The sequence below is a fragment of the Kumtagia sp. genome, assembly GCF_059502445.1.
This window is the reverse complement of the sequence record NZ_JCACER010000063.1, coordinates 1-13,991: the sequence shown is the minus strand read 5'-3', so window position 1 is coordinate 13,991 and position 13,991 is coordinate 1. Positions and strand designations below refer to the sequence as shown.

The window sequence follows — 13,991 nt, the reverse complement described above, 5'->3', positions numbered from 1 at the left end:
GTCATGTCGGATGAATCCGTGATTCCGCTGGTGATGACATTATCGATCCTGCTGCCTGTTATTGTATTGCTCGCGATCGCGCTTTCGTCGCGGTTGCGCGATCACGGCCAGCTAGCATCAATTTTGGCGTTCGCGGCATTGGCGTTCAATGTCCTATCGTGGATCAACGGCCTGTCATCGACTTGTCGAATCAATGAGAGCGAATGCATCGGCGCTACGGCGGCCGCATTTCTCTTCGTCGTGCCCGCCCTTTTGGCCGCATTTTGGTCCACGGGCCTGATCTTGCGTCATCACAGCTTTCGACAATCCGCGAAGCCGAACCAACAAGTCGCAACCGACATCTGACGTTCTTGGAGACCTCATTCCCAATGTCCATCCTCATCGACAAGAACACGAAGATCCTCGTGCAGGGCCTGACCGGCAACACCGGCACGTTCCACACCGAGCAGGCGCTGGCCTATCACGGCACAAAAATGGTCGGCGGCATCAATCCCAAGAAGGGCGGGACCTTCTGGGACGGCAGCGTGTCGCTGCCGATCTTCGCCACCGTCGCCGAAGGCAAGGAGAAGACCGGCGCCAACGCCTCGGTCGTCTACGTGCCGCCTGCGGGTGCGGCGGCGGCAATCATCGAGGCGATCGAGGCGGAGATCCCGCTGATCGTCTGCATCACCGAGGGCATCCCGGTGCTCGACATGGTCCAGGTCAAGGCAAAGCTCGACAAGTCGAAGTCGCGCCTGATCGGGCCGAACTGCCCGGGCATCGTCACCCCCGACGAGTGCAAGATCGGCATCATGCCGGGCAACATCTTCCGCAAGGGTTCTGTGGGCGTTGTCTCGCGCTCGGGAACGCTTACCTATGAAGCGGTGTTCCAGACGACGAACGAAGGGCTCGGCCAGTCGACCGCGGTCGGCATCGGCGGCGACCCGGTGAAAGGCACGGAATTCATCGACATCCTCGAAATGTTCCTGGCCGACGACGAGACCAGGTCGATCATCATGATCGGCGAGATCGGCGGCTCGGCGGAAGAGGACGCGGCGCAGTTCCTCAGGGACGAGGCGAAGAAGGGCCGAAGCAAGCCGATGGCGGGCTTCATCGCCGGCCGCACCGCCCCTCCCGGCCGCACCATGGGCCATGCCGGCGCTGTGATATCCGGCGGCAAGGGCGGCGCGGAAGACAAGATCGCGGCGATGGAGGCGGCGGGCATCCGCGTGTCTCCCTCGCCGGCCCGCCTCGGCACGACGCTGGTCGAGGCGATTACGGGTGAGAGAGCGAATAGCGAATAGGGAGTAGCGAATAGGGAAGAAAGCGAAGCGGGCGGGACACCATTTTTCCCTATTCGCTATTCGCTATTCGCTACTCCCTATTCGCTCTTGAAAGGAGACGGAGCCGGCGCTCCGGGACATGCATGGCACGCAACGATACGGCCAACGACCAGTTTTCCCTCACCTCGTTCCTCTATGGCGGCAATGCCGACTATATCGAGCAGCTGCAGGCCGCCTATGAGGACGATCCGCAGTCGGTCGCGCCGGAATGGCGGGATTTCTTCGGCGCGCTGAAGGACGACGCCGGCGACGTCAGGAAGAACGCGCAGGGCGCCTCCTGGTCCAAGCCCGGCTGGCCGATCGTCGCCAATGGCGAGTTGGTCTCGGCGCTCGACGGCGACTGGCCGGCGCTGGAGAAGCGGGTCGAGAAGAAGGTCAAGGACAAGGCGGCCGCCGACGGCCGGATCATGACGGACGCCGAGGTGCTCGGCGCCACCCGCGATTCCGTGCGCGCCATCATGATGATCCGCGCCTACCGCATGCGCGGCCATTTGCACGCCAATCTCGATCCGCTCGGCATCGCCAAGCCGATCGAGGACTATAACGAGCTGTCGCCGACCACCTACGGCTTCACCGAGGCCGACTATGACCGGCCGATCTTCATCGACAACGTGCTGGGGCTGGAATACGCCACCATCCGGCAAATGCTGGAGATCCTCAACCGCACCTACTGTTCGACGCTCGGCGTCGAGTTCATGCACATCTCCGACCCCGTCGAGAAGGCCTGGATCCAGGAGCGCATCGAGGGCCCGGACAAGGGCATCGCCTTCACGCCGGAAGGCAAGATGGCGATCCTGCAGAAGCTGATCGAGGCGGAAGGCTTCGAGCAGTTCATCGACGTCAAGTACAAGGGCACCAAGCGCTTCGGCCTCGACGGCGGCGAGTCGCTGATCCCGGCGCTGGAGCAGATCGTCAAGCGCGGCGGCCAGCTCGGCCTCAAGGAGATCGTGCTCGGCATGGCCCATCGCGGCCGTCTCAACGTGCTGTCGCAGGTGATGGCCAAGCCCCACCGGGCGATCTTCCACGAATTCAAGGGCGGCTCGGCCGCCCCCGACGACGTCGAGGGCTCGGGCGACGTGAAGTACCACCTCGGCGCCTCCTCCGACCGCGAGTTCGACGGCAACAAGGTGCACCTGTCGCTGACGGCCAACCCCTCGCATCTGGAGATCGTCGACCCGGTCGTCATGGGCAAGGCGCGCGCCAAGCAGGACCAGCTCTACGGCCGCGCCCGCGAGGAGATCGTGCCGCTGGAGGAGCGGGCCAAGGTCATGCCGCTCCTGCTGCATGGCGACGCCGCCTTCGCCGGCCAGGGCGTGGTCGCCGAGTGCCTCGGCCTCTCCGGCCTCAAGGGCCATCGCGTCGCCGGCACGCTGCACGTCATCATCAACAACCAGATCGGCTTCACCACCAATCCGCGCTTCTCGCGCTCCTCGCCCTATCCGTCCGACGTCGCCAAGATGATCGAGGCGCCGATCTTCCACGTCAATGGCGACGACCCCGAGGCGGTGGTCTACGCCGCCAAGATCGCCACCGAGTTCCGCATGAAGTTCCACAAGCCGGTGGTGGTCGACATGTTCTGCTACCGCCGCTTCGGCCACAACGAGGGCGACGAGCCGGCCTTCACCCAGCCGCTCATGTACCGCAAGATCCGCACCCAGAAGACGACGGTGCAGATCTACGCCGACAAGCTGATCGGCGAAGGCCTGCTCGGCCAGGCCGATTTCGAGCGGATGCGGGCCGACTGGCGCGCCAGGCTGGAGACCGAGTTCGAGGCCGGCCAGGCCTACCGGCCCAACAAGGCCGACTGGCTGGACGGCGTGTGGTCCGGCCTGCGCAAGGCCGACAACCAGGACGAGCAGCGCCGCGGCAAGACCGCCGTGCCGCTGAAGACGCTGAAGGAGATCGGCCGCAAGCTCACCGACACGCCGAAGGACTTCGAGGTGCACCGCACCATCGGCCGTTTCCTCGAAGCGCGCCGCAAGATGATCGATTCCGGCGAGGGCCTCGACTGGTCGACCGCCGAGGCGCTGGCCTTCGGCGCCATCCTGCTCGACGGCAACCCGGTGCGCCTGTCCGGCCAGGATTCGGAGCGCGGCACCTTCTCGCAGCGCCATTCGGTGCTCTACGACCAGCGCGACGAGACCCGCTACATCCCGCTGAACAACCTCTCGCCGGCGCAGGCCGGCTACGAGGTCATCAACTCCATGCTGTCGGAAGAGGCCGTGCTCGGCTTCGAATACGGCTACAGCCTGGCCGAGCCGCGGGCGCTGACGCTGTGGGAGGCGCAGTTCGGCGACTTCGCCAACGGCGCCCAGGTGGTGTTCGACCAGTTCATCTCGTCGGGCGAGCGCAAATGGCTCAGGATGTCCGGCCTGGTCTGCCTCTTGCCGCACGGCTACGAGGGCCAGGGGCCGGAGCATTCCTCGGCCCGCCTGGAACGTTTCCTGCAGCTCTGCGCCGAGGACAACATGCAGGTCGCCAACGTCACCACGCCGGCGAACTATTTCCACATCCTGCGCCGCCAGCTCAAGCGCGACTTCCGCAAGCCGCTGGTGCTGATGACGCCGAAGTCGCTGCTGCGCCACAAGCGCGCCGTGTCAAGCCTGTCGGAAATGTCGGGCGAAAGCACGTTCCACCGCCTGCTGTGGGACGACGCGCAGGCAAACGGCGGTGCCGAAGGCGTCAAGCTGGTCAAGGATTCGAAGATCCGCCGCGTCGTCATGTGCTCCGGCAAGGTCTATTACGACCTTTACGAGGAGCGCGAGAAGCGCGGCGTCAACGACGTCTACCTGCTGCGCCTCGAGCAGCTCTACCCGTTCCCGGCCAAGGCGCTGATCAACGAGCTGTCGCGCTTCCGCGGCGCCGAGATGGTGTGGTGTCAGGAGGAGCCCAAGAACATGGGCGCCTGGTCCTTCATCGACCCCTATCTGGAATGGGTGCTCGCCCATATCGACGCCAAGCACCAGCGTGTGCGCTACACCGGCCGGCCCGCCGCCGCCTCGCCGGCGACCGGCATGATGTCGAAGCATCTGGAGCAGCTCCAGGCATTCCTCGACGACGCCCTCGGCGAATAAGCGGCGGATCGTTCTCGATGTTGCTTCACCGTCCACCCCCACCCCTTACCCCTCCCCACAAGGGGGAGGGGCGCGCCAACGCCCCAGAATCGCCCTCCCCCTTGTGGGGAGGGGTAAGGGGTGGGGGTATCGTCAGGGCAGCCGAAAGAAACCGACAGGACACCCCATAATGGCCAGCGAAATCCGCGTCCCCACCCTCGGCGAATCCGTCACCGAGGCCACCATCGGAAAGTGGTTCAAGAAGGTCGGCGATGCCATCGCCGTCGACGAGCCGCTGCTCGAGCTGGAGACCGACAAGGTGACGGTCGAGGTGCCGGCGCCCACCGCCGGCACGCTGTCGGAGATCGCCGCCAAGGAAGGCGAGACCGTCGGCGTCGGCGCCCTGCTCGGCTCGATCGGCGACGGCGCCGCGGCCAAAGCCGAGGCACCGAAACCCGCCGAGGCGCCGAAGCCTGCGGAGGCCAAGCCGGAAGCCGTCGCCCAGGCCGCCGGCACCTCTGCCGCCGCCACCACCAGGGAAGCGGCGGAAAAGACCGCCGACACCGCTGGCGATGCCGGCCCGGTGACCGAGCGCAAGATGCCGCCCGCTCCCTCCGCGGCCAAGCTGTTGGCGGAGGCCAATATCGCCGTCGATCAGGTGCAGGGCTCGGGCAAGCGCGGCCAGGTGCTGAAGGGCGACGTGCTCGAGGCGATCGCCAGAGGCGCGCCGTCGCAGCCGGTGGAGACCCCCAAGGCGCCCGCCGCCGCCCGCGCCCCCTCGCCCGCCGAGGACGAGACGCGCGAGGAGCGCGTGCGCATGACGAAGCTGCGCCAGACCATCGCGCGCCGACTGAAGGAGGCGCAGACCAGCGCCGCCATGCTCACCACCTTCAACGAGGTGGACATGAAGGCGGTGATGGACCTGCGCACCAAATACAAGGACGTGTTCGAGAAGAAGCACGGCGTCAAGCTCGGCTTCATGGGCTTCTTCACCAAGGCCGTCACCCACGCGCTGAAGGAGATCCCGGCCGTCAACGCCGAGATCGACGGCACCGACATCATCTACAAGAACTTCGCCCATATCGGCGTCGCGGTCGGCACCGAAAAGGGTCTTGTCGTGCCGGTGGTGCGCAATGCGGACACGATGTCGATCGCCGAGATCGAGAAGGAGATCGGCCGCCTCGGGCTGGCCGCGCGCGACGGAAAGCTGTCGGTCGCCGACATGCAGGGCGGCACCTTCACCATCTCCAACGGCGGCGTCTACGGCTCGCTGATGTCGACGCCGATCCTCAATGCCCCGCAATCCGGCATCCTCGGCATGCACAAGATCCAGGAGCGGCCGGTGGTGGTCGGCGGCCAGATCGTCATCCGCCCGATGATGTACCTGGCGCTCTCCTACGACCACCGCATCGTCGACGGCAAGGAAGCCGTTACCTTCCTGGTACGGGTCAAGGAGAGCCTGGAGGACCCGGAACGGCTCGTGTTGGATTTGTGACGGACCGCCGGGATGCTTGACGGCAGTAAAGCACAGGGGACAGTTTACTTTCTTTCGGCAGAAAGGCCGCAGCAGTTCAGAAGTCGCGCAGGCCGAAAAAAGTAAACTGTCCCCGGCACCTGCGCCTTGCCCTTGCCGCGTTGCGTATGCGTATCATTGGAGCACTGGTGCAGCGTCATCTTGGCCAGATGCAGGGGGGGGCGGAATTGAGAAAGCTGTCACAACTACTGGGCGCGACCGTGGGCGCGCTGCTTTTGGCGTTCACTGTCAATGGCGCAGAGGCAGAGACAACCTATCTCAAATGGAACAAATCGACTGCGAAGGGCCGAGCATTCGTCCTGGCCGAACACTGGGATGTCAATCAGGATTGCAGTGTTCGGGCATTTCCGACCGCAAAGATCGTTTCCCCGCCGAGGCACGGAAAAACCAAAATCGGACGGGGAAAGATCACACTGGCAAGAAAATACGCGAAAGATCCATACTACAAATGCAAATCGCTAACCGTGTCCGGTACGAAAATTCAATACACACCGGATCGCGGCTTTATCGGAAAGGACGTGCTGAAGATTCGGGCTTATTATAGCACAGGAGATATTCACGAGATCGACATAGTCGTAACCGTCCGCTAATCCGAAACTCCTCTTCGCAACAGCCAATACCAGCAGACACATTATTCATCCCACCGCAAGATCAGCTATCCACCATCAGCAAACGACCGGGCGCAGAACTGCCGAACTGAAGGGCAAATAACCATGGAAACTGCGGCTCAATCGTCCGAAATCACCGTCCTCGCCTGGAGCGTCGTCCTGCTGATCGGGCAAGTGATCGCCCAGGCGCTCGCCACCTACGACCTCGGCCCGAAATATCTCGCCGGGCCGCGCGACGCAGGTCGCGTCTCGAAGAACGTGATCGCCGGGCGGCTCGCCCGGGCATTGCGCAACCTGCTCGAAACCTACCCGGCCTTCGTCGCGCTGGCGCTGGCGCTGGTGGTCACCGGCAAGGCCGGCGGCCTCGGCGCGACCGGCGCCTGGGTGTGGCTCGCCGCGCGCGTCGTCTATCTCCCGCTCTATGCCGCGGGCGTGCCCGTCCTGCGCACCGTCGCCTGGAACGTCTCGACCCTCGGCCTCGTGCTGATGCTCGTCCGCCTGATCGCATGAGCATCTTTCCCGCTGGACTGGCGCGCCTCGCAAGCTGTGCCTTCCGTTTCGTGCCGCGTCCGCTACAGTTGGCGGGCCTGGACCACGCGATGAAAGGGGCACATGGCTTTCGAACCGGACATCCCGCCCATTCAGGTGCATCTGTGCGTGAAGCGCGGGCAGGAGGCGATCGCCTGGTACGAGAAGGCGTTCGGGGCGGTCGAGACCTTCGAGCAGATCGCCGAGGACGGCGAGCGGGTGCTGCATGCCAACCTGTCCATGTTCGGCTCGGAGGTGATGCTGCACGACGAGTTCCCGGAGTTCTCGCCGGACGTCTTTTCGCCGGAGACGCGCGGCGGCGCCGGGCTGACGATCAGCATCAACCTGCGCTCGCCGATCGACGTCGACCGCGCCGTGCGCCGGGCCGCCTCGGCCGGAGCGGAGATCACCATGCCGGTGGCCGACCAGTTCTGGGGCGCCCGCTACGGCAAGATCCGCGATCCGTTCGGCCATGTCTGGGCCTTCAACGCGCCGCTGGCGAAGGCGGGATGAGAGGCGGCCGCAAGTTGGCCAAGATGCGGTCGTGGCTTGATCGGATCGGCTCTTCGTCCCACCCCCCTCTGTCCTGCCGGACATCTCCCCCGCAAGGGGGGGCGATAGATGGGTTCTGCCGCCTTGTACCCCCACCCCTAACCCCTCCCCACAAGGGGGGGAGGGGGACTTCGCGGCAGCCATGCCACGCAAAGCCGTCGGCGATTGGCGCCTGGCGGAGACGCAAGCCGGTCCCCCTCCCCCTTGTGGGGAGGGGTTAGGGGTGGGGGTAAACTCATACGCGATTGCCCTCCCCTATGGTGGGGGAGATGTCCGGCTGGACAGAGGGGGGCCACGTAAAGCGCGACTCTTCCCGCCTCTGGCTGTCTTCCTCAAGGCAGCACTCGCCCTCCTCCTCCCCTCCCCCGCCTTCGCCGCCTGCCCGGTCGAGCTCGCCACCTATCGCGACATCGACGGCGTCGCCGAGCTCGAATTCCGCCCGACCGGCCAGAGCGCCGCCGTCACCAACAGCTTCCGCCTGATCGTCGGCGAGACGGTCATGGACGGCATGGTGATGTGGAGCGCCGAGGTGGCGCGGCCGAACGGCATCGTCGGCCGCGACTGCCCGGTGGGCGACGCCACCGGCGAGGAGCTTGAAGCCTGCACGCTGTGGCAGGGCGTCATCTATACCGTCGACAAGCAGGGGGCGGTCGGGCTGCTGCCGGCCGAAGGCACGCCGGCGCCGCCGACGCTGATCCTGTCCGACCTCGCCCATGCGCTGCGCCTGTCGCCCGCCTTCGGCGAAAACGGCTTCGACAGGCTCCCCCAGGATGTCTTCACCATGAGCGGCTGCCAGGAATGAGCAAGGCGGGCAAGGTACTGCTGGTCACCGGCGGCGGCCGCGGCATCGGCGCCGCCACCTGCCTGCTCGCGGCAAAGCGGGGCTACCGCGTCGCCGTCAACTACGTCTCCGACACCGCCTCCGCCGACGCCGTCGTCGACACGATCCGCCAAGGCGGCGGCGACGCGATTGCCGTCAAGGGCGACATCGGAAGCGAGGCGGACGTGCTCTCCATGTTCGAGACGGTCGACCGGGAGCTCGGCCGCATCGACGCGCTGGTCAACAATGCCGGCGTCGTCGACCGCAAGGCGCGCGTCGACGCCGTGAGCGTCGCACGGCTAGAGCGCATGATGCGCATCAACGTCATAGGCCCGATCCTGTGCGCCCGCGAGGCGGTGAAGCGCATGTCGACAAGGCACGGCGGCAAGGGCGGCGCCATCGTCAACGTGTCGTCCATCGCCGCCGTCATCGGCGGAGCGGGCGAATATGTCGACTATGCCGCCGCCAAAGGCGCGATCGATTCATTCACCCTCGGCTTGGCGCGCGAGGTGGCGGAGGAAGGCATCCGCGTCAACGCGGTCAGGCCCGGCATCGTCGGCACCGACATCCATGCCTCCGGCGGACAGCCCGACCGGGTCGCCGCCATGCGCGGGCTGGTGCCGGTGAAGCGCGAGGGCAATCCCGAGGAAATCGCCGACGCGATCCTCTGGCTTTTGTCGGACGGCGCGTCCTATACGACGGGCGCGATTCTCAACGTGAGCGGCGGGCGCTGACCGCCCAGACGGAAGGACAGGTTCATGGCTTATGACGTCGTTGTCATCGGAAGCGGCCCGGGGGGCTATGTCTGCGCCATCAAGGCGGCGCAGCTCGGCCTCAAGGTGGCGGTGGTGGAGAAGCGCGCCACCTATGGCGGCACCTGCCTCAACATCGGCTGCATCCCTTCCAAGGCGCTGCTGCACGCGTCGGAGATGTTCGCGGAAGCCGGCCACGGCCTGGAGGCGCTCGGCGTCGAAGTCGGCAAGCCCAGGCTCAACCTCAAGAAGATGATGGAGCACAAGGACGCCACCGTCGCCTCCAACGTCAACGGCGTCGCCTTCCTGTTCAAGAAGAACAAGATCGACGGCATCCAGGGCACCGGCCGCATCGTCTCGGCCGGAAAAGTCTCGGTCGCGCTGGAAGGCGGCGGCACACAGGAGCTGGAGACCAGGGCGATCGTGATTGCCACCGGCTCCGACGTTGCCGGCATTCCGGGCGTCAAGGTCGACATCGACGAAACGGTCATCGTCTCGTCCACCGGCGCGCTGTCGCTGGACAAGCCGCCGGCGCATCTGATCGTCGTCGGCGGCGGCGTCATCGGCCTCGAGCTCGGCTCGGTCTGGGGCCGCCTCGGCTCGAAAGTCACCGTCGTCGAATATCTCGACACGGTGCTCGGCGGCATGGACGGCGAGGTGGCGAAACAGTTCGGCCGCATGCTGGCCAAGCAGGGTTTCGACATCCGCCTGGGCTCCAAGGTCACCGGCGTGGAGAAGATCAAGAAGGGCGCGAAAGTGACCTTCGAGCCGGTCAAGGGCGGCGACGCCGAGACCATCGAGGCCGACGTGGTGCTGGTCGCCACCGGCCGCCGTCCCTATACCGACGGCCTCGGCCTCGCCGAGGCCGGCGTGGAGCTGGACGAGCGCGGCCGCGTCAAGACCGACCAGCACCTGCGGACCAACCTGCCCGGCATCTATGCCATCGGCGACGCCATCGCCGGGCCGATGCTCGCCCACAAGGCCGAGGACGAGGGCGTCGCGGTGGCCGAGACCATCGCCGGCCAGAAGGGCCATGTGAACTACGACGTCATTCCGAGCGTGGTCTATACCAGCCCCGAGGTCGCCTCGGTCGGCAGGACCGAGGAGGAGCTGAAGAAGGCGGGCATCGACTACAAGGTCGGAAAGTTCCCGTTCACCGCCAACGGCCGCGCCCGCGCCATGCTGCACACCGACGGCTTCGTGAAGATCCTGGCCGACAAGGCGACCGACCGGGTCCTGGGCGGCCACATCGTCGGCTTCGGCGCCGGCGAGATGATCCACGAGATCGCCGTGCTGATGGAGTTCGGCGGCTCCTCGGAGGATCTGGCCCGCACCTGCCATGCGCATCCGACCATGTCGGAAGCGGTAAAGGAGGCCGCGCTGGCGACTTTCTTCAAGCCGATCCATATGTAGGCCGGCGCCCGCCTCTGTCCGGACGGATATTCAGACGCACTTGAGCGGCCCGCCGAAGCGGGCCGCTTGTCGTTCAGCCTTGAGCGTCGCCCTTACTGCGCCGGAGCCGGGGCAGGTTCGGCCGGGGCCGGGGCGGCGGGAGCCGTCGCATCCGGTGCCGGAGCCGTGCTGTCGGCGGGCGGCGTGGCCGGAGCGGTCTCGCTCGGAGCCGGCGTCGCGGGCGCGGCCGGGGCCGTCGCATCGGGAGCCGGGGTCGCGGGAGCCGCAGCGTCCGGAGCCGGAGCCGCGGCGTCAGGAGCCGGGGCGGGCGCCGTTGCGTCGGGCGCCGGCGTTGCCGGTTCGGTCGTCGTCGTTGCCGGCTGGTCGGCCGTTCCCGGCGTGTTCTCCGCGCCAGGCGCGAAGATGAAATAGGCGATCACCGCCAGAACCAGCACGACGACCGCGATCAGGACGCCGCTGCCGCGCGAGCGCTCGGCGACGACGGTGCGGTTGTCGACATGCGGATCGTGCCCGTTCGTCGGGGTCAGACGCTCACCCATCGGGTCGGCCCCGAGCGGGGGAACCGGGTTGATGGGGTCATCGCGCCGGGGATCCGGCACGCGCTGAGGGTTGGCCATGGCTGGTCCTCCATCGGTTGCGATGACGACACAACGCACGACCGGCGATTCGGTTTCACGTGGAGTTGAACGTTTCTCCCGCAACGAAAAAAGGGAACGCCGCGCTGGGCGCGGCGTTCCCTGGATCGTCCGGATTTTCAAGCCGCCGGCAGGTCCTGCGCGACGGCGAATGTTGCGGCTATTCGACGGTCTTTTCGACCTGCGGCTTTTCAGCGGCCGCCTCTTGGGTGACGACCGGCTTGGACTGCGGAACGGCGACGCTCGCCACCGTCGTCTTGTCGAGTTCGGTGGCCTTCACGGATTTCTGGTATTCGCATGCCTGGGCTCCGGAAACGGCGAGGCCGAGGCCGGCGGCAATCAGGAGAAGCTTGGTCATCCATGCTGTCCTTCTGGTTGGCGACCCGGACAGGCTAACAAAGCCGGCCGTATCAGCCAAATCACGCTTTGCGTGAACGTCAGCCCCGGTCGGCGCGCGACACCGTGTAGCCGGCCTTGCGCAGCAGCGCCACCAGCCCCTCCGGCCCGGGCAGATGCAGGGCGCCGACCGCGATGAAGGCATTGCCGGCGTCGAGGATCGGCACGGCATGCTCGGCCATGGTCCGGTTGCGCGCCGTGATCATGGTCTCCTCGAAGGCCGCATAACCCGATGCCTCGCCCCCGCCGCCATCCGGCAGGACGGCGTTGAACAGCGGCCAGAACATGCCCGTGTCGCCGCGCGTATAGAGCACGATCATCGTCTCGATGACGTCGTCGACGCGGTCGCCGAGCTTCAGCGTGTCGACCAGCCCCTGGATGTGGAACTGCATCGGCAGCGACGCCATCGCCTCAAGCTGGTCGACGGCCGTCTCCAGCCCCTCCAGCGTCTTGCCCGCGGCCGCCGCCTCATGGCCGAGCTTGATGTCGAGCACCGGCGCCCCGCCGGCCTTGCGCTGCAGCTCGCAGGCCGGCAGCGCGATCATCGCCGAGATGATCCACGGCTTCATCTTGGCGACGCTGTAGGGCGGGATGCCGCGCGCCTCCAGCGCTTTGTTGACGCCGTCCACCTCGCCCGGCGGGATCAGCGAGGCGAGCGTGGTGTCGTCGGTGAACATCATCAGCTCCGGCCGCTCCACCATGATCGCCGCCATCTTCGACTGGTCGAGCACGTCCGTCGTCTCGATGACGACCGTGCCCGACGCGTCATAGGCCGTCTGCGCGGCCGGCGGCAGCGCCGTCACGCGCGGATCGGTGACGTGCATGGTGCCGAAGAGATAGGAGGCAGGACCGCCGTCCTTCTCGATCTTCCAGAGCAGGCCCTCGCCGTTCTCGGTCCTGCCCGCCTCGGCCTCGATGCGCGCCAGCGCCGCCGGGTCGCTGGTCTTCAGCTCGGCCAGCATGTCCTTGCCGGAGCATGTGACCTCTTCGGCCCGCGCGCGCTCCGTCGCCAGCGCGACCATCAGCGCGAAGGACAGGAAGAACAGCAGGTTGGCCGCGACCAGCAGTTTCACCAGCGGCAGGGCGCCGCGGTCGGCAAAGGCAATCACACGTTTCATGGCCGGAAAGCTACCGGGCAAAAGCGGCAAAACCGTTAAGTCCGATGCGAAACTTGCAGCGTTCGATGTGCTCAGGCGCGCGGATGCGCCGCCTGGTAGATTTCCAGCAGCCGCGCCGTGTCGACGCCGGTATAGACCTGCGTGGTCGACAGGCTGGCATGGCCGAGCAGTTCCTGGATGACACGCAGGTCGCCGCCGCGCCCGAGCAGGTGCGTGGCGAAGGAATGGCGCAGCGCGTGCGGCGTCGCCGTATCCGGCAGGTTGAGCGCGCCGCGCATCTTGCGCATCGCCCGCTGCACGATCGCCGGATTGAGCGGCCCGCCGCGGGCGCCGCGGAACAGCGGTCCCTGCGCATCGAGATGGTAGGGGCAGAGCCGCCGGTATTCCGCGACCGCCTGCACGGCCACCGGCAGCACCGGCACCAGGCGGGTCTTGCCGCCCTTGCCGGTGACCCTGAGAACGCTGTCGCCGGGCGAGGCCAGCGCCCCCGCCGGCAGGCCGAGCGCCTCCGATATGCGCAGCCCCGAACCGTAGAGCAAAGTGAGCACGGCGGCGTCGCGCGCCGCCACCCACGGCTCTTCCGCCAGCTGCTCGTCCTCCGAGACGACGCGCCGCGCATCCGCCGCCGTCAGCGGTTTCGGCAGCGACTTCGGCTGCCTCGGCGCCCGCAGAGCCGCCGCGCCCGCGGCATTGACCAGCCCCCTGCGCTCGAGGAAGCGCAGCAGCGAACGCACCCCCGCCAGCCCGCGTCCCAGCGTACGCGCGCCGGCGCCGTCCTTGCGCCGCGCGGCGAGGAAGGCGCGCAGGTCCGCCGGGCGCAGATCGGCGATGTCGGCAATGCCCGGCGCGCCGCCGCGATGGCCGGTCAGGAACTGCAGGAACTGCCTGGTGTCGCGCTCATAGGCCTCGACGGTCAGCGCCGACAACCTGCGTTCCCTGGCCAGCATCTTCAGCCAGCTTTCGCGCGCCGCCTGCAGGTCTGGCTTTGCGGCGATGAGGAATTCCTTCATGGGCCTCGCTCCGGCTTGTCTCCCGATGCTTGCCGTGTCCTGGTTAGCAAGACGTGAACGCCGCCGCGTTTCCCTCCCCTTGTGGGGACTATCGGATTCACACATCCCAGGAGGGCGGTTAGCGGCGGCGCGGAGGACCTCGGTTCTTCACCTATCCGGGTTGCAGTCCCGCCGGCATTTCAGATCGTGCCCAGCAGCCCTCATGGTGAGATGGCATAATTGCTCTTGTTGGGGGCTGCGGTTGCTCCCA

The 13,991-nt window shown here is 66.7% G+C and carries 14 protein-coding genes; 10 read left to right on the top strand and 4 right to left on the bottom strand.

Going from position 1 to position 13,991, the window contains the following annotated elements; translation table 11 throughout:
- Positions 1 to 3 precede the first annotated feature (3 nt).
- The 10 genes from AC5JDC_RS18255 to lpdA all read left to right on the top strand — a co-directional run bounded on the left by AC5JDC_RS18255 (position 4) and on the right by lpdA (position 10,582).
- Positions 4 to 345, top strand: coding sequence for a hypothetical protein (locus AC5JDC_RS18255; RefSeq protein ID WP_495843369.1), 342 nt, complete (start codon positions 4 to 6; stop codon positions 343 to 345).
- 23 nt (positions 346 to 368) lie between these two features.
- The gene (gene sucD / locus AC5JDC_RS18250; protein ID WP_495843367.1) at positions 369 to 1,283 is read left to right on the top strand and encodes a succinate--CoA ligase subunit alpha; all 915 of its coding nucleotides are present in this window, start codon (positions 369 to 371) and stop codon (positions 1,281 to 1,283) included.
- Positions 1,284 to 1,405: 122 nt separating this feature from the next.
- Positions 1,406 to 4,396, top strand: coding sequence for a 2-oxoglutarate dehydrogenase E1 component (locus AC5JDC_RS18245; RefSeq protein WP_495843365.1), 2,991 nt, complete (start codon positions 1,406 to 1,408; stop codon positions 4,394 to 4,396).
- Between the two features lie 169 nt (positions 4,397 to 4,565).
- Positions 4,566 to 5,870, top strand: a complete 1,305-nt coding sequence (gene odhB / locus AC5JDC_RS18240) for a 2-oxoglutarate dehydrogenase complex dihydrolipoyllysine-residue succinyltransferase (RefSeq protein WP_495843363.1) — start codon at positions 4,566 to 4,568, stop codon at positions 5,868 to 5,870.
- Positions 5,871 to 6,037: 167 nt separating this feature from the next.
- Complete coding sequence (locus AC5JDC_RS18235; protein WP_495843361.1) at positions 6,038 to 6,499, top strand: hypothetical protein; 462 nt, start codon at positions 6,038 to 6,040, stop codon at positions 6,497 to 6,499.
- 123 nt (positions 6,500 to 6,622) lie between these two features.
- Positions 6,623 to 7,027, top strand: coding sequence for an MAPEG family protein (locus tag AC5JDC_RS18230; protein WP_495843359.1), 405 nt, complete (start codon positions 6,623 to 6,625; stop codon positions 7,025 to 7,027).
- A 102-nt stretch (positions 7,028 to 7,129) separates the two neighbouring features.
- Entirely contained in the window at positions 7,130 to 7,558 is a 429-nt protein-coding gene (locus AC5JDC_RS18225) for a VOC family protein (RefSeq protein WP_106772910.1), read from the top strand.
- 262 nt (positions 7,559 to 7,820) lie between these two features.
- Complete coding sequence (locus AC5JDC_RS18220) at positions 7,821 to 8,399, top strand: hypothetical protein (RefSeq protein WP_495843357.1); 579 nt, start codon at positions 7,821 to 7,823, stop codon at positions 8,397 to 8,399.
- Positions 8,396 to 9,151: an SDR family oxidoreductase gene (locus AC5JDC_RS18215; RefSeq protein WP_495843355.1), complete on the top strand. Its 756-nt coding sequence runs from the start codon at positions 8,396 to 8,398 to the stop codon at positions 9,149 to 9,151. The genes AC5JDC_RS18220 and AC5JDC_RS18215 overlap by 4 nt, the downstream gene beginning before the upstream one ends.
- A 24-nt stretch (positions 9,152 to 9,175) precedes the next feature.
- Positions 9,176 to 10,582: a dihydrolipoyl dehydrogenase gene (lpdA, locus tag AC5JDC_RS18210; RefSeq protein WP_495843353.1), complete on the top strand. Its 1,407-nt coding sequence runs from the start codon at positions 9,176 to 9,178 to the stop codon at positions 10,580 to 10,582.
- A 92-nt stretch (positions 10,583 to 10,674) separates the two neighbouring features.
- On the opposite strand, the gene AC5JDC_RS18205 is transcribed toward lpdA, so the two are convergent.
- The 4 genes from AC5JDC_RS18205 to AC5JDC_RS18190 all read right to left on the bottom strand — a co-directional run bounded on the left by AC5JDC_RS18205 (position 10,675) and on the right by AC5JDC_RS18190 (position 13,741).
- Positions 10,675 to 11,199: a hypothetical protein gene (locus AC5JDC_RS18205; RefSeq protein WP_207771006.1), complete on the bottom strand. Its 525-nt coding sequence runs from the start codon at positions 11,197 to 11,199 to the stop codon at positions 10,675 to 10,677.
- 178 nt (positions 11,200 to 11,377) lie between these two features.
- Positions 11,378 to 11,575 (bottom strand): hypothetical protein, encoded by a 198-nt coding sequence (locus tag AC5JDC_RS18200; RefSeq protein ID WP_106772913.1) that lies wholly within the window; start codon positions 11,573 to 11,575, stop codon positions 11,378 to 11,380.
- A gap of 79 nt (positions 11,576 to 11,654) precedes the next feature.
- Entirely contained in the window at positions 11,655 to 12,731 is a 1,077-nt protein-coding gene (locus AC5JDC_RS18195) for a TraB/GumN family protein (protein ID WP_495843350.1), read from the bottom strand.
- 71 nt (positions 12,732 to 12,802) lie between these two features.
- A complete protein-coding gene (locus AC5JDC_RS18190) occupies positions 12,803 to 13,741 on the bottom strand; it encodes a tyrosine recombinase XerC (protein WP_495843348.1) in 939 nt (312 codons plus the stop codon).
- Between the last annotated feature and the right edge of the window lie 250 nt (positions 13,742 to 13,991).